The 14,585-nt window shown below is 68.0% G+C and carries 11 protein-coding genes, 1 tRNA gene and 1 pseudogene; 8 read left to right on the forward strand and 5 right to left on the reverse strand.

The genetic code is table 11. The annotated features are described in order from the left end of the window. Positions 1–50: 50 nt before the first annotated feature. The 3 genes from HNR16_RS05700 to aceE all read right to left on the reverse strand — a co-directional run bounded on the left by HNR16_RS05700 (position 51) and on the right by aceE (position 5,014). Entirely contained in the window at positions 51–971 is a 921-nt protein-coding gene (locus HNR16_RS05700; RefSeq protein ID WP_158041786.1) for an ACP S-malonyltransferase, read from the reverse strand. An 80-nt stretch (positions 972–1,051) separates the two neighbouring features. Further along, positions 1,052–2,272 carry a PucR family transcriptional regulator gene (locus tag HNR16_RS05705; protein WP_158041787.1) on the reverse strand — a complete coding sequence of 407 codons (1,221 nt, stop codon included), beginning with the start codon at positions 2,270–2,272 and terminating at the stop codon, positions 1,052–1,054. A gap of 12 nt (positions 2,273–2,284) precedes the next feature. After that, complete coding sequence (gene aceE / locus HNR16_RS05710) at positions 2,285–5,014, reverse strand: pyruvate dehydrogenase (acetyl-transferring), homodimeric type (RefSeq protein WP_158041788.1); 2,730 nt, start codon at positions 5,012–5,014, stop codon at positions 2,285–2,287. A gap of 277 nt (positions 5,015–5,291) precedes the next feature. Between aceE and HNR16_RS18150 the strand changes: the two genes are divergently transcribed. From HNR16_RS18150 to HNR16_RS05730, 4 genes are all read left to right on the forward strand, one after another. Then, positions 5,292–5,498 carry a hypothetical protein gene (locus tag HNR16_RS18150; RefSeq protein ID WP_158041789.1) on the forward strand — a complete coding sequence of 69 codons (207 nt, stop codon included), beginning with the start codon at positions 5,292–5,294 and terminating at the stop codon, positions 5,496–5,498. Positions 5,499–5,636: 138 nt separating this feature from the next. Next, positions 5,637–6,113 carry a redoxin domain-containing protein gene (locus HNR16_RS05720; RefSeq protein ID WP_158041790.1) on the forward strand — a complete coding sequence of 159 codons (477 nt, stop codon included), beginning with the start codon at positions 5,637–5,639 and terminating at the stop codon, positions 6,111–6,113. Between the two features lie 100 nt (positions 6,114–6,213). Next, positions 6,214–6,286 (forward strand) — tRNA-Val (locus HNR16_RS05725). Positions 6,287–6,601: 315 nt separating this feature from the next. After that, a complete protein-coding gene (locus HNR16_RS05730) occupies positions 6,602–7,756 on the forward strand; it encodes a hypothetical protein (protein ID WP_158041791.1) in 1,155 nt (384 codons plus the stop codon). Between the two features lie 81 nt (positions 7,757–7,837). On the opposite strand, the gene HNR16_RS05735 is transcribed toward HNR16_RS05730, so the two are convergent. Next, complete coding sequence (locus HNR16_RS05735; RefSeq protein ID WP_158041792.1) at positions 7,838–8,107, reverse strand: hypothetical protein; 270 nt, start codon at positions 8,105–8,107, stop codon at positions 7,838–7,840. A gap of 366 nt (positions 8,108–8,473) precedes the next feature. Between HNR16_RS05735 and HNR16_RS05740 the strand changes: the two are divergent. Next, positions 8,474–9,803: pseudogene (locus HNR16_RS05740) on the forward strand (ISL3 family transposase). A 665-nt stretch (positions 9,804–10,468) separates the two neighbouring features. Beyond that, positions 10,469–10,996 carry a MarR family winged helix-turn-helix transcriptional regulator gene (locus tag HNR16_RS05745; protein WP_225738011.1) on the forward strand — a complete coding sequence of 176 codons (528 nt, stop codon included), beginning with the start codon at positions 10,469–10,471 and terminating at the stop codon, positions 10,994–10,996. Here HNR16_RS05745 and HNR16_RS05750 read toward each other — a convergent pair. Continuing rightward, on the reverse strand, positions 10,990–12,003 hold the full coding sequence (locus tag HNR16_RS05750; protein WP_158042181.1) for an aldo/keto reductase: 1,014 nt from the start codon (positions 12,001–12,003) through the stop codon (positions 10,990–10,992). The two genes, HNR16_RS05745 and HNR16_RS05750, sit on opposite strands and share 7 nt — an antisense overlap. A gap of 75 nt (positions 12,004–12,078) precedes the next feature. On the opposite strand from HNR16_RS05750, the gene HNR16_RS05755 reads away from it, so the two are divergent. Then, positions 12,079–13,047 carry a quinone oxidoreductase family protein gene (locus HNR16_RS05755; RefSeq protein WP_158042180.1) on the forward strand — a complete coding sequence of 323 codons (969 nt, stop codon included), beginning with the start codon at positions 12,079–12,081 and terminating at the stop codon, positions 13,045–13,047. 84 nt (positions 13,048–13,131) lie between these two features. Next, the gene (locus HNR16_RS05760; protein ID WP_158042179.1) at positions 13,132–14,577 is read left to right on the forward strand and encodes an MFS transporter; all 1,446 of its coding nucleotides are present in this window, start codon (positions 13,132–13,134) and stop codon (positions 14,575–14,577) included. Positions 14,578–14,585 lie beyond the last annotated feature (8 nt).

A 14,585-nucleotide genomic window follows, 5' to 3' on the forward strand; every position in this document is an offset into this window, starting at 1 on the left:
GTGTGCGGGTGCGTCGAGGCTCGGCGGACCGAGCGGATCGGAGCCGGGCGTCAGTGTCCGGCGAGGAGCTGGGCGGCGACGTCGAGGTCGTCCGGGGTCTTGACGGCGACCGCGGGGGTGCCCTTGAGGCCGCGCTTTGCGAGGCCGACGAGGGTGCCCGCCGGAGTGAGCTCGATGAGCCCCGTGATGCCCGCGTCGGCGAACGACGCCATGCAGGCGTCCCAGCGCACGGGACGAGCGACCTGCTGCACCATGAGGTCGACGAACTCGTCGCCGCGTTCGACGGGCTCGCCCGCGTGGTTCGACCAGATCGTCCGGACCGGATCGGCCGTGGTGAACTCGGCGCGACGGGCCGCGAGCGCGTCGCGGGCGTCGGCCATGTACGCGGTGTGGAACGCACCGGCGACCTGGAGGGGGATGACGCGCGTGCCGCGCGGCGCGTTCTCGCGCAGCCGCTCGAGGTTCTCGGGTGTCCCGGCCGCGACGATCTGTCCGCCGCCGTTGAAGTTCGCGGGGCTGAGGTCGTTCTCCTCGAGCGCGGCGAGCACGTCGGCCTCGACCCCGCCGACGACGGCGCTCATGCTCGTGACGATCTTCGCGGCGTCCTCGGCCATGAGCCGCGAGCGCAGACCGACGAACGCGCCGGCCGTCCGGGCGTCGAAGATGCCGGCCGTGTAGGCGGCCGTGATCTCACCGACGGAGTGCCCCGCGACGCCACCGACGAGCGCGGCGCGCTCGGGGGAGTCGACGAGCGCGTTCCAGGCGAGGATGCCCGCGGCCACGATGAGCGGCTGCGCGACGGCCGTGTCGCGGATGGTGTCGGCGTCGGACACGGTGCCGTGCAGCACGAGGTCGACGCCGGCCGCCTCACCGAGCTCGCCGAGGAGCGTGCGGTTCGCCTCGTCCTCGATCCAGGGGGACAGGAATCCCGGGGTCTGGGAGCCCTGTCCCGGGCAGGAGATGACGATCATGTGTTCCATCCTTTCAGGCGTCGACGCCTGGGCACTGTCGGTCGTTGCTGAAGAACCCGCGGTTGCGTTGGTGGGTTCCACTAACTCTTGCGCTTCGCGCCGCGCACGGGCGTGCGCTTCGGCTCGCGCGAGACGGGGTCGGCGATCTGCCCGAGAATGAGCGCGCACTGCATGATGAGCGCCTCGCGCGGGCCCGTCGCGTCCCACCCCACGACCTCGCTCACCCGCTTGAGCCGGTAGCGCACCGTGTTCGGGTGGACGAACAGCTCGCGCGCGGTCGCCTCGAGCGAGCGGCCGTTGTCGAGGTAGCACCACAGCGTCGCGAGCAGGTCGCTCGAGTGGTCGGCGAGGGGGCGGAAGACGCGCGAGACGAGCGTCTGGCGCGCGAGCGGGTCACCCGCGAGGGCGCGTTCCGGCAGTAGTTCGTCGGCGAGGACGGGCGGTGTCGCCCGCCGCCACGCGCCCGCGACCGCGAAGCCCGCGAGTGCGGCGCGGGCACTGCGGGACGCGTCGACGACGCTCGGGACGGGCGGCCCGAGCACGAGCCGCCCCGAGCCGAAGTACGGCTCGAGCCGCTTGGCGATCTCGATGAACGGGATCGAGGGCTCCTCGTCGTCGTCCGCATCCGGCTTCGCGCGGCCGATGACGAGCACGAGGCGATTGCCCTGCACGCCCACGAGCAGGTCGGCGTTGCTGTGCCGGGCCGTGCGACGGATGTGGTCGATCTCGAGGATCCTGGGGGTCGTGCCGACGAGCACGCTCACCTCACCGTGCCCGTGCCAGCCGAGCGCGGCGATGCGGCTCGGCAGCTCGTCGTCGTGCTCGCCCGTGAGGATCGAGTCGACGACGAGCGCCTCGAGGCGCGCGTCCCACAGGCCGCGCGCCTCGGCCGCTCTCGCGTACACGTCCGCCGCGGCGAACGCGATGTCGCGCGAGTAGCGCAGGATCGCCTCGCGCACGTCGGGGTCGTTCGACGACTTCACCCGGTCTTCCACGACCCCGACGACGACCCGGATGAGCTGCAGCGTCTGCTGCAGACTCACCGAGCGGAGCAGCTCCCGGGGGGCCGCGTCGAAGACGTCGGCGGCCACCCAGGGGGTCGCGTCGGGGTTCTCGAACCAGGCGATGAACGAGGAGATGCCGGACTGCGCGACGAGACCGACGGCGGAGCGCCGCCCCGGTGGCATGTCGCCGTACCAGGGCAGCGTCTCCTCCAATCGCTTCGTGGTCGCGGTCGCGAGCTCACCCGAGATCGTCTTGAGCCAGGCGAGCGTCTGCTCCTTCGTGCGCGTGCGTGTCATCGAGCGGTTCGCCTACGCGTCCCCGCCCGCGGTCCCGCTCGTTCCCGCCTTGGGGTTGTGCAGGTCGTACGCCTCGATCGCCTTCGCCACGACCGAGCGGTCGATCTCGCCGCGCACCGCGAGCTGCTGGAGCGCGCGGACCACGATCGAGTGGCTGTCGATCTTGTAGAACCGGCGCGCGGCGGGGCGCGTGTCCGAGATACCGAAGTCGTCGGCACCGAGCGTCGCGTAGTCGCCGGGCACGAACTGGCGGATGAGGTCGGGCAGCGTGTGGGTGTAGTCGCTCACACCGAGCACGGGGCCGCCGGTCGACTCGGCGAGGCGCTTCGTGACGAACGGGGTGAGCGGCTCCTCCTCCGGGTTCGTCCAGTTGTGCTCGTCGGCGGCGAGGCCGTCGCGGCGCAGCTCGGTCCACGAGGTGACCGACCAGACGTCGGCCGCGACGTTCCACTCCCGCTCGAGGATCTCCTGCGCCTCGAGCGCCCACGGCACCGCGACGCCCGATGCGAGCAGCTGCACGCGGGGGCCGGACGCGCTCGTGCCGCGCAGCAGGTAGATGCCCTTGAGGAGGCCCTCTACGTCGAGCCCCTCGGGCTCGGCGGGCTGCACGATCGGCTCGTTGTACATCGTGATGTAGTACATGACGTCGGGGTTCGGGTGCTCGCCGCCGTACATGCGCTCGATGCCGTCGCGCACGATGTGCCCGATCTCGTAGCCGTAGGCCGGGTCGTAGGCGACGACCGCGGGGTTCGTCGACGCGATGACGTGCGAGTGGCCGTCCATGTGCTGCAGACCTTCGCCCGCGAGCGTCGTGCGGCCGGCCGTGGCGCCGATGAAGAAGCCGCGCGCGAGCTGGTCGGCCGCTGCCCAGATCGAGTCGGCGGTGCGCTGGAAGCCGAACATCGAGTAGAACATGTAGATCGGCACGGTGAACTCGCCGTGCGTGGAGTACGAGCTGCCGAGCGCCGTGAACGAACCCACGGCGCCGGCCTCGTTGATGCCGACGTGGTTGATGACGCCCTGCGCCGACTCCTTGTACGCGAGGAGCAGTTCGCGGTCGACCGACAGGTAGTGCTGCCCGTTCGGGTTGTAGATCTTCGACGTCGGGAAGAACGCGTCGACACCGAACGTGCGGGCCTCGTCGGGGATGATCGGCACGATGCGTGCGCCGAAGTCCTTCGAGCGGATGAGGTCCTTGAGCAGTCGGACGAACGCCATCGTCGTGGCGACGGGCTGCGTGCCCGAGCCCTTCTTCGTGATGTCGTACGTCTTCGCCTCGGGGAGCGCGATCTGCGTGTACTTCGAGCGACGCTCGGGCACGTAGCCGCCGAGCGCGCGGCGGCGCTCGACCATGTACTGGATCGCCTCGTCGTCGGCACCGGGGTGGTAGTAGGGCGCCTGGTAGATGTTCTCCTCGAGCTGCGCGTCCGTGATCGGCACGTGCATCTGGTCGCGGAAGTTCTTGAGGTCCTCGAGCGTGAGCTTCTTCATCTGGTGGGTCGCGTTGCGGCCCTCGAAGTGCGGCCCGAGGCCGTAGCCCTTGATGGTCTGGGCGAGGATGACGGTCGGCTGGCCCTTGTGCTCGATCGCGGCCTTGTAGGCGGCGTACACCTTGAGGTAGTCGTGGCCGCCGCGCTTGAGGCCCCAGATCTGCTCGTCCGTGTAGTCCTTGACGAGTTCGAGGGCCTTCGGGTCGCGGCCGAAGAAGTTCTCGCGGACGAATCCGCCGTTCTCGGCCTTGTAGGTCTGGAAGTCGCCGTCGGGGGTGACGTTCATGAGGTTCAGCAGGGCGCCGGACTCGTCGCGGGCGAACAGGTCGTCCCACTCGCGTCCCCAGACGAGCTTGATGACGTTCCAGCCCGCGCCGCGGAAGTAGCTCTCGAGCTCCTGGACGATCTTGCCGTTACCGCGCACGGGGCCGTCGAGGCGCTGCAGGTTGCAGTTGACGACGAAGGTGAGGTTGTCGAGGTTCTGGTTCGCGGCGAACTGCAGCTGGCCGCGCGACTCGACCTCGTCCATCTCGCCGTCGCCGAGGAACGCCCAGACGTGCGAGCCGGAGGTGTCCTTGATGCCGCGGTTCTCGAGGTACTTGTTCGCCTGCGCCTGCCAGATCGCGTTGAGTGGTCCGAGGCCCATCGACACGGTCGGGAACTGCCAGAACTCGCGCAGCTGGCGCGGGTGCGGGTAGGAGGGGAGGCCGTGGGGTGCGGCCGACTGCTGCTGGCGGAAGCCGTCGAGGTCCTCGGCGCCGAGCTGGCCGAGGAGGAAGGCGCGGGCGTAGTTGCCGGGTGAGGCGTGGCCCTGGAAGAACACCTGGTCGCCACCCTCGGGGTGGTCGTAGCCCTTGAAGAAGTGGTTGAGGCCGACCTCGTAGAGGGTCGCCTGCGATGCGTAGGACGAGATGTGGCCGCCGACGCCGACGCCCTCGCGCTGCGCGCGCTGCACGAGCATCGCCGCGTTCCAGCGGATCCAGGCGCGGTAGCGGCGTTCGATCTGCTCGTCGCCCGGGAACTCCGGCTCGTCCTCGGGGGCGATCGTGTTGACGTAGTCGGTGAGCGGGATCATCGGCACGCCGAGGTGCCGCTCCTTGGACCGCTTGAGGAGGTTGAGCATGATCTCCCGACCGCGCTCGCGTCCTCGCTCGTCGATGACGGCGTCGAGTGAATCGCTCCACTCCTGCGTCTCCGCGGGGTCTGCGTCCACGTAGTTCGTGGAGTAGGGATCCTGGTCGTGTACGGCCACGTCGACCTCTTTCTCAGCGTTGTGGGTGTTGCCAAGTCGGGGCGCGGCACAGGTTGGTCCCCGCCCTCCTGCACAGCTTACTGGGGAACCTCCACAAGGAAAGTCCACTTTCTCGCGCGAAGTCCGCCATACGGAACAAAAGGCTGTCCGCAGGGTGAGAGGGACGTCGATCGCATGGACATCGGGTGACCGCGGGGTGCCCGGACGCGTCCTCGACGGCTCCCGTGGCCGCGCTGCTGGGCGTGCGCAGATGCCACGGCGACCATAGGCTGCGTGTGTGTCCACGCTGCTCGTGTGCCTCGTTCCTGTCGCCGTGTACGTGGTGGTCCAGGGGTGGCGGGATCGTGCTGCGCTGCGTGCGGCGCTCGGGCGCGTCGGCCTCGGATCGTTCGGGCGGGCGTGGCCGCTCGCGGCGCTCGTGTTCCTGGGGCTGCTCGTCGCGTCGAATCTGCTCGCGGGGGTCGTCGTCGGCCTCGTGGCGTGAGCGATCGTGGGGCGACGACGGCGAACCGGGCTCGTAGTGGCCCACCATGTCGGCGTCGGGCCCGTCGGGTCTCGTCGTAGGCTGACGACACGACGCGCGACGGTGCGCGACGTGATCGTGGCGTGAGCGGGAGGCGGCATGGGGTATTCGGTGGAGGCGCTCGAGGGCATCGAGCTGCCCACGCACCGGGGCGGGCGGATCCTCGTCGGCGGTCGGCCGCCGCGCCCGCAGCTCGTGTGCTTCGTGCCCTATGCGTACACGCCCGTGTGCGGTGTCGAGATCGACGGCCTCGTCGACCTCGCACCCGATGCCGAGCAGGAGGGCATCGACCTCGTGGTCGTCTCGTGCGACTCGGACGCCGTGCTCGCCGCCTGGCTGGGGGAGCACATCGAGATCGACTCGTCGGCGATCCACGGGGCGAGCGACTTCTGGCCCCACGGCCACGCGGCGCGCGCCTTTGGCGTGTTCGACGAGGAGCGCGGCGTGCCGGACCGCGTGAGCGTCGCGATCAACCGCGACGGTGCCGTGCGGCTCGTCGCCGAAGCGCTGCCGGGCGAGGCGAGGCCGCACCGCGCGCACGTGCGGGCACTCGACTGGCTCGCGGGTGGTCGCTGACGTCTCGTGATGGTGGTCGTGTTCGGCCGAGCCGAGCTTGCGTGCGCGTCGGTTCGAGCGTGCCTCGGTGCCCGATAGGATGGGCGGCGCCTCCGCGTGAGGGCCTGTAGCTCAGTTGGTAGAGCGCCACGTTTACACCGTGGATGTCGTCGGTTCGAGCCCGGCCGGGCCCACCCAATGATGTTGACGCCCGTACGCACGATTGTGAGGGCTGCGGCCACGACTCGAAAGTCTGAGGTCGGGTGACCAAATGCGGATCACACCAAATCGACACAGGGTGCGGGTCGTTTCGTGGTCTCATTGGCTAATCGAACCCCTGGTCCGGCTCGAATTGCGAATCAGCTGGTCAGTGGCGGGATGGAAGGCTCCGAATGGTTGACGGCGTGTTTGGTTCGCTTTGCAGTGACTGCTTTGAGGCAGGCGATCGGTGGCTTTGGGTGCTCCGTAGGCAACCGAGCCTGGATTGGCCGGGTCAAGGTGACGAGTTCATGTCTCTCATTGAGGGCGAGATGCTCAATCGAATGATCTCTCACCCTTTACAGACTGGCTTCACAACCATTGATTTCGAGCACAATGGGCGAGTGTATTCTTATCGGCGGTATTCACTGGATGACTCGGCGCGTGGGAACTTGGCGCTCCTGCCGGTTGCTAATGATGAATGGATCGTATGTCTTGAGTCCCAGATAGGCCATTTTCCGCTGGGTGAAATTGTAAATCTAGAGTCAGTAGTGGTCCTGGCGGGGGCTAGACTGGGCGAATTGTCGGAGTATGTTTGGCAGTCGATCATCGCGCCGGTAAAATTCACCTCCGGCTCCTTGAGGCTTAGTCATGATTTGCAACTGAATGACCTTAATATTCGGGCCTCCGTCACTTCCTACGAGCGCTATCAGTGGAGTTTCCGCAATCGTAGCTTCGGCGGTGGAGGGATGATCGAGACTCTTCACCCAAGTTTGGTGACCGGAAGAGTCGTTGGAAGTGACGGCGTGACGCGCCAGAGTGAAAGCAACAGGACTGTACTTGAACTTGCTGCAGCGCTCACCCTGCTCACGGGAGTGTATTGGGAGGTTCTCATTCCTCCCCGAGGGTCGACGATCGACTTGAATCAACTGCCCACTCGCGAAATGGGGTTGCCACTATTGGGTGAGTCTTCGGGGTCGGCAATCGCCGGTGTGAATATCGAGCAAAAATCCCTTGGGGTCATTATTGAATCGATGAGGGTGAATAAGAGGAATAATGCTCTCATGGCTGGGTTCTACCACGGATACGAAATTGAACAGATTGGTCCATCGATGGCCTGTGTTGCCTATGTTGCCATCATAGAGGCAATTGGAAAACGACTTGCGTCGATGAATAAGTCAGAGGACTGGGGGAGTAAAAGGGCGTACAAGGAAGCGCTTAAATTGGTGCTATCGGCAGACGAGGCGAAACGTCTTGGGGCCCTATATGGGCTGCGGTCGAGCACTGCGCACGAAATGAAACTGCATTCGACCGAATTTCGATTGGGTGCGGTGGTGAACACTTTCCGACGAGATGAGCCGGGTAGTTTCTTGTACTCTCAAGTTTGGCATTTGAGGGAGGCGGCTCGAAGGCTGCTCGAACTCACCTTATTGGACAGACTTCCGGGCTTTGAAAGCTCCAGCTAGGGAATGTTGAGTTTGTAAGTAGCGGAGAGCTTCTAGTTCAGGGCAAACTACTGACGGTCGAATGTGTTGGGCAGGGCGGGTTCAGCCGGTCGTTGCAACGCCGGTTTGTCGAAGCGAGCGGAGATGCTCTTCGTACACGTCGGTGAGTGCGTGCCGGGCAAGGCTCACGTGAGGCCGGTCGTCGATCGCGAGAGCGTCGGCCTCGAGATCCTCGGCGCACCACCCGGAGACGTGCGCGCTTCCCGGGAAACATCGACGCAACAGCCCGTGGGCGTTCTCGCTGGTCGGTCGCCGCCAGGGGAGTGGCGCGACGAAGAACTCCTTCGTGCCGGGCTCGAGCGTGAACCGCACGTGCGACGAGGGTCGTTCGTCGCGGTCCCGGGTGTGTGTGGGTGCGGGGCTGTTCGGGGAGCGGCGTCATCGACGCGCGCAGTGCGGCGACCGAAGCTCCTCCCGGGCTCCGCCAGGTGTCCGACGTCCGAAGGCCGGAGTTCGGTCGGGGTGTTCGTCCGTGATCAGTCTCGCTCGGCCGTCGGTGTGGGGTGGGGTGACAGAGGCACTCGACGGCTCGTGAGCGGGACGGAGTCGGTGCACGCGGTTTTCGGGCTCTTCGGACATTCGGTGGGGGTGAGGCTCGCCGGGTGATGGTCGGCGGGTAGGGGTCGAGGTCCCCGAGGATCAGTAGCGCCAACTGCTGCTCCAACCGAGGACCTCGACGTGTCTCACGATAGTTCGGGGTGCGCTGACGCGTGCTCCGCCGCCTGCCCGTGTTCCCGCTGCGACTTGCTGCTCGGCCTCGATGGGGTCCATGTCGAGGACGTTGACCGCCGTGACGGGCTGCTGATCGTGACCGTCTCGAGCCCGGCGGCACCGACCGGCTGCCCGTCGTGCGGGGTCGTCGCGACCGGCCGCGGACGTCGCCGACGGGTGCTTCATGATGTGCCCGGCGTGACGCGGGTGCGGATCGTGTGGCGGCAGCGGGTCTGGCGGTGCGACGAGGTGGGATGCGTGCGACGGACGTTCGTGGAGCAGCTCCCGGGTCTGGTGGCCCGGCGCGGGTCGATCACCACGCGCGCCGTCGGCTGGGCGATCGGGCAGCTGCGCCGCGAGCACGCCACCGTGCACGGTATCGCCCGTCAGCTCGGAACGTCGTGGAAGACGGTGTGGCGGGCCGTCGAGCCCGAGCTGGTCAAACTGGCTGAGGACGAGTCCCGGTTCGAGAACGTCACCACCCTCGGCGTCGATGAGCACACGCTCCGAGCCTCCCCATCACGTCGACCCCCGAAAGCGCGGCCCGAAGGAACTGACCGGGATGGTCGATCTCAGCCGCGACAGCACCGGAAAGACGCGGGCCAGACTGCTCGACCTCGTGCCCGGCCGCTCCGGGAAGGCCTACGCGTCCTGGCTCGCAGACCGCGGCGAAGCGTTCCGGCAGAACGTGAAGGTCGCAGCTCTTGACCCGTTCGCCGGCTACAAGACCGCGATCGACGACAAGCTCGAAGACGCCACGGCCGTGCTGGACGCGTTCCACGTCGTCAAGCTCGGCACCGCCGCTGTGGACGAGGTCCGCCGCCGCGTCCAGCAAGACACCCTCGGGCATCGCGGTCGGACCGGCGACCCGCTCTACGGGATCCAGACCATCCTCCGCGCCGGCGCCGAGAACCTCACCGAGAAGCAGCGGACCAGGCTCGCGGCAGCGATCGAGGCCGACCCCGCGCACGACGAGGTGTTCGTCGCATGGCAGTGCGCCCAGCAACTGCGTTCCGCCTACCACCAGAAGGACCTCGTCGAGGGGCGGCGGATCGCCGAGAAGGTCGTCGACACATTCCACACCTGCCCGATCCCCGAGATCGCCCGCCTCGGCCGCACCCTCCGCCGCTGGCAGGCAGCGTTCCTGGCCTACTTCACGACCGGACGATCATCGAACGGCGGCACCGAGGCCGTCAACGGGATCATCGAGCTCCACCGCCGCCTCGCCCGCGGCTTCCGCAACCGCGACAACTACCGACTCCGCATGCTCCTCGCCGCCGGCGGACTCACCCCATGACCCCCACCGAATGTCCGAAGAGCCTCATTACCGCGCACCCCGCGCACACTGTTCCGCACCCCGCTGGCGACCGACTACTCCCGCGGTGGGGAGACCCTGGAACGGGTCCGGGCGCGACGGGGCACGATCGCACTCAGCCACCAGATCATCGACCTCGCCCTTCACGGACCGAATGGCTCACCGAACAGGCTGAACGAGTCGGAGACGCTGTGGCCCCTGATCGACGAGCTGTTCGCCGCTGGGGACGATACGCCGACGCCATCGCCCGATGGGAACACATCACCGGACGCCCGGCACCGGCCCCCGCGATCCTGAACGAATCGAAGGGGCCGCGGCCCGCTCCCGAGTTCGTGGAATGGCTCATGGGCCTGCCCGTCGGCTGGATCACCGACCCCGCCTGCGGCCTGACCGCGAACCAGCAGAACATCGCACTCGGCAACGGCGTCCTCCCGCTCCAAGCAGCCGCCGCGATCGATGCTCTTCAGTCGGCTCCGAGATTACGTCGTGCGCCGACGGCACTGCCGGTCAGACAGCGACGGACTGAGCCTTGTCCATTGGCGCGCGGGACCCATGCCACCTCGGCGTCAGTCACCCCCATGGCCCCTGGGGGCAGCAAAGCCGAGAGCATATTCATGGCTTGATGTCAGGTGCTTTATTCTGGTGAGGTGACTGATACTGATGCTTCGTCGTTCTGCCTGCCGACTCCTCGCCGCGGTGAGGAGGAGTTCTTGGAGGACTCTTCGGCGCGTCTGGGGTCACATATCAAGGCGGCGGAGCAGGCGATGATCCAGGCGAAGACGGAGGCGTTGCGTCCGTTCGGGCTGACGGTCGCGCAGTATGCGGCGCTGATGTCGCTGCACTACGTGCCCGAGCAGTCCTCGGCGCAGCTGGCGCGGGTCGCGGCGGTGACGGCGCAGACGATGGGCCAGACGCTCGACAAGCTGGAGGCCAAGGGGCTGGTGACCCGCAAGCCGTCCAAGGTACATCGCAAGGTGTTGGTCGTGTCGTTGACTCCGGCGGGCGAGGCGTTGGTCCTGCGTGCGGACGAGGCGCCGCGGGCGATCGAGCAGCGCCTCGGCGAGGCGTTCACCGATACCGAGCGCGCTCAGCTGCGCGACCTGTTACAGCGGGCCACCGCCTCACTGCGCGGAGAGCCCACCGCGGACGCCGAGGCGCAGGCCCCCGCTCAGTAGCGGGAGCCATACGCCGTAGGGAGCCGGTCGAGGCGCAGCCGCTCGTCCTCGGTGAGTTCCAGCTGTGTCGCGGCGAGGTTCTCGACCAGGTGGGTGCCACTGCGGGTGCCGGGGATCGGGATGATGTTCGGTGAGAGTCGGAGCAGCCAGGCCAGGGAGACCTGCGCCGGTGTCGCATTGTGGTCGGTGGCGATGCGTGCGACCTCGCCAGTGATCGCCTGGTTCCTGTCGAAGGCGTCGGCGGCGAAGCGCGGGTTGGTGGCGCGGAAGTCGCCGTCCTCAAACCCGTCGGCAGTGAGGGTGCCGGTGAGGTAGCCGCGGCCGAGCGGCGCGAACGGCACGAACGCGACGCCCTGATCCCGTGTCCAGGCGAGTAGGTCGCCGCCGGCGTCGGTGCCTGCGCCAGCAATGCCTCCGCCTGATGCGTCGGTTGTCTGGTCACCGAGGGGGTCGCGGGTCCAGAGGGAGAGCTCGGACTGGATCGCCGCGATCGGGTGGATCGCGTGCGCGGCCTCGGCCTGCGCGATCGAGACCTCGGAGAGGCCGAGCCGGTCAATCTTGCCCTCGGCGGCGAGGCCAGCGAGGGCGCCCCAGCTCTCCTCGATGGGCACGTTCGGGTCGACGCGGTGGAGGTAGTACAGGTCGATGCGGTCGACGCCGAGGTGACGCAGGCTGTCCTCGACCTGGCTGCGCAGGGTCTCGGGACGGCCGTCGCGGTGCATCTGCTTGGTGGCGAGATCATCGACCACGAGCCCGCCCTTGGTCGCCACGACCACCTCATCGAGTCGGCCGGCGATGGCGCGACCCACCAGGCGCTCGTTGTGACCGTCGCCATAGACGGCGGCGGTGTCGAGCAGGTCGACGCCGGCGTCGAGGGCACGGCGGATGACCTCGATCGAGGTGTCGTCGTCGCGGCGGCTTTCCGTGTAGCCCCAGCTCATGCCCATGCAGCCCAGGCCGATCGGCGTCACCTGGGGTCCGCCGATGCCGAGTTCGCGCTTGTCCATAGTCTCCTCCACTCGAGATAATAAGTAGGCTTATACTATACAGGTTGCTGATACAACGAGGGAAGGATGCAGCGCATGAAGGCTGTGCAGATCACCAGCTATGACGGCCCCGACGGGCTGAGCTACGACGAGATTCCCGCGCCCGAGCCGGGTCCGGGCCAGGTCGCGCTCGACGTGGAGTACGCGGGCGCGAACTATGTGGAGGCTCTGTTTGCGGGCGGGTTCGTGCCGAACCCGCTACCCTGGGTGCCCGGCATCGAGGCCTCCGGCCGCGTGCGTGCGCTCGGCGAGGGCGTCACCGGATTCACGCCTGGCGATCGGGTCGCGGCGCTGACCATCAACGGCGGGGGCGGGTACGGACAGGTCGCCGTCACCCACGCCGGGCTCGTCGCGCCGATGCCCGCCGGGATGGACCCGGCGCTCGCGTCGGTGGTGCCGTCGAACACGACGACCGCGCTCATCGCGCTCGAACGGATTGCGCACCTGATGCCGGGTGAGCATGTGCTGGTGCACGCCGCTGCGGGCGGCCTGGGCTCGCAATTCGGGCAGATCGCCCGTCGCCTCGGTGCCGGCCGCGTCGTCGGGGTCGTCGGCAGCGAGGCGAAGCGTCAGGCCGCGCTCGATCTCGGCTACGACGAGGTGTGGCTGCGCGCCGACCTCGACAGCGCTACACAGGGGCAGTTCGACGTGATCGCCGATCCGGTCTCCGGGCCGGGCCGACAGACCAGCCTCGGCCTGTTGCGCCTGGGCGGTCGGTTACTCGCGGTCGGTGACGCGGCTCAGGCCGGTGACCAGCAGATCAACAGCAATACGCTGTGGTTCGGCGGCATCGGCGTGCTCGGCTTCAACCTCGGTGCCCTCTCCGCCGCGGAGCCGGCCCTGGTCGGCACCTACCTGCGGCGCGCGCTGGCGCTCGTTGCGGCAGGCGAGGTCGCCGTGCACGTGGCAGAGCGGGCCCCCATCCAGGATGCGCCCCGGGTGCTCGCCGCGCTGCGCGAGGGCGCCACGGTCGGCAAGACCGTCCTCGTCCACGAGACAGCCTGATCGCGCCACTTCTCACAGCTACGTCTGCGCGGTGCGGGTTGTGCCCAGGCGACTCGCACCGCCCTATCCCGAGAAAGACCCTTCATGCCTGATTCCTCTGACTCCCGCCTCTCCCGCGCTGAGCGGTGGAAGCTCGTCGTTCTGCTGAGCGCGAGCTTCCTGCTCGCGGTCGATTTCTCCGTCCTGAATGTCGCGCTGCCTGAGATCGGCCGTGATGTCGGCATCGGCGTAGCCGGGCTGCAGTGGATCATCACCGCGTTCGCGCTGCCCGCCGCCGGCCTCGGCCTGCTCTTCGGACGGCTCGGCGACCTCGTCGGCAGGCGCCTGCTGTTCCTGATTGGCATTGCCCTTCTCGGCGTCGGTTCCCTCATGGGCGGACTGTCGGACACCGCGTGGTTCCTCATCGTCGGCCGGGTGATCCAGGGCCTCGGCGCGGCAGCAGTCGCCCCGACCGCGCTGTCGCTGCTGACCACCTCGTTCGAAGAGGGCCCCCGTCGTGCCCGTGCGTTGGGCATCAATGGGGCGCTCATCTCCGCCGGCTTCACCACCGGCGCCCTGCTCGGTGGATTGCTGACAGCGGGCCTGTCGTGGCGGGCCGCGTTCCTCATCAACGTGCCCATCGCGATCGTCGTGCTGATCCTCGCCCCGATCCTGTTCACCGAGACCCGTCCGGCCACCAGACCGCGCCTCGATCTGCCCGGTGCGCTGCTCATCAGCGGCGGGCTCACCTGCCTCGTGTTCGGGCTGACCGTCGCCGGAGAGACCGGCCTCGCCCACCCCGACGCCTACCCGTGGCTCGCCGGAGCGCTTGTGCTGCTGGTCGTCTTCTTCATCATCGAGTCCCGCACAAAGGAACCGCTGGTCGCCGTCGCGGTGCTGCGGCGCCGCACGGTCGCGTTCGGGAACCTCGCCGGGCTCACCACCTTCTCGATGATGTCGTCGCTGACCTACCTGCTCACGCTCTACCTCCAAGACGTGCTGCTGATGGGGGCCGTCCTCACTGGCGCCATGATCGCCGTCATCGGCGCCGTGTCGGTCGTCGCGGCGAACTTCACCCCGAAGATCATCGGCCGCTACGGGCAGAAAGCTCTCGTGGTCACCGCGCTCGTGTTCCAAGGCGTCGGCACGCTCGTGATCGCCGTCGCAGGCTCCCACGGTGCTTCCTGGGCGATCGTGCTGGTCGGGATCGTGATCGGCGCGCTCGGGCACATCGGCACGATCGTCGGCTACACCGTGACCGCGACCTCTGGCCTGCCCGACAGCGAGCAGGGCCTCGCGACCGGCCTGACGACTACCAGCCAGCAGGTCGGACTCGCGCTCGGCACCCCACTGATCGCTTCCGTCCTCGCCGCCGCCCTCGCAGACAACGGCACCGGCTCCACGGGGCTGCTCACCGGGCTCACCATCGCCATCGCCGTCAACGGTGTGCTCGTCCTCGCCGCTGCGGTCGCCGTCTCGATCTTCCTCCCCGGACATCGCCGGTCGGCTGAAACCCCGAAGGAGACGGAACCTGCCGAGGCTCACGCATGACCCCGTCA

It is taken from the genome of Pseudoclavibacter chungangensis (assembly GCF_013410545.1).
Lineage (GTDB): Bacteria > Actinomycetota > Actinomycetes > Actinomycetales > Microbacteriaceae > Pseudoclavibacter > Pseudoclavibacter chungangensis.

Excerpts from the sequence above, each read along its gene's own strand:
- HNR16_RS05750 (WP_158042181.1), bottom strand. The coding sequence starts at position 12,003 with ATGGACAAGCGCGAACTCGGCATCGGCGGACCCCAGGTGACGCCGATC.
- HNR16_RS05700 (WP_158041786.1), bottom strand. The coding sequence starts at position 971 with ATGATCGTCATCTCCTGCCCGGGACAGGGCTCCCAGACCCCGGGATTC.
- HNR16_RS05730 (WP_158041791.1), top strand. The coding sequence starts at position 6,602 with ATGTCTCTCATTGAGGGCGAGATGCTCAATCGAATGATCTCTCACCCT.
- HNR16_RS05705 (WP_158041787.1), bottom strand. The coding sequence starts at position 2,272 with ATGACACGCACGCGCACGAAGGAGCAGACGCTCGCCTGGCTCAAGACG.
- HNR16_RS05755 (WP_158042180.1), top strand. The coding sequence starts at position 12,079 with ATGAAGGCTGTGCAGATCACCAGCTATGACGGCCCCGACGGGCTGAGC.
- HNR16_RS05760 (WP_158042179.1), top strand. The coding sequence starts at position 13,132 with ATGCCTGATTCCTCTGACTCCCGCCTCTCCCGCGCTGAGCGGTGGAAG.
- HNR16_RS05720 (WP_158041790.1), top strand. The coding sequence starts at position 5,637 with ATGGGGTATTCGGTGGAGGCGCTCGAGGGCATCGAGCTGCCCACGCAC.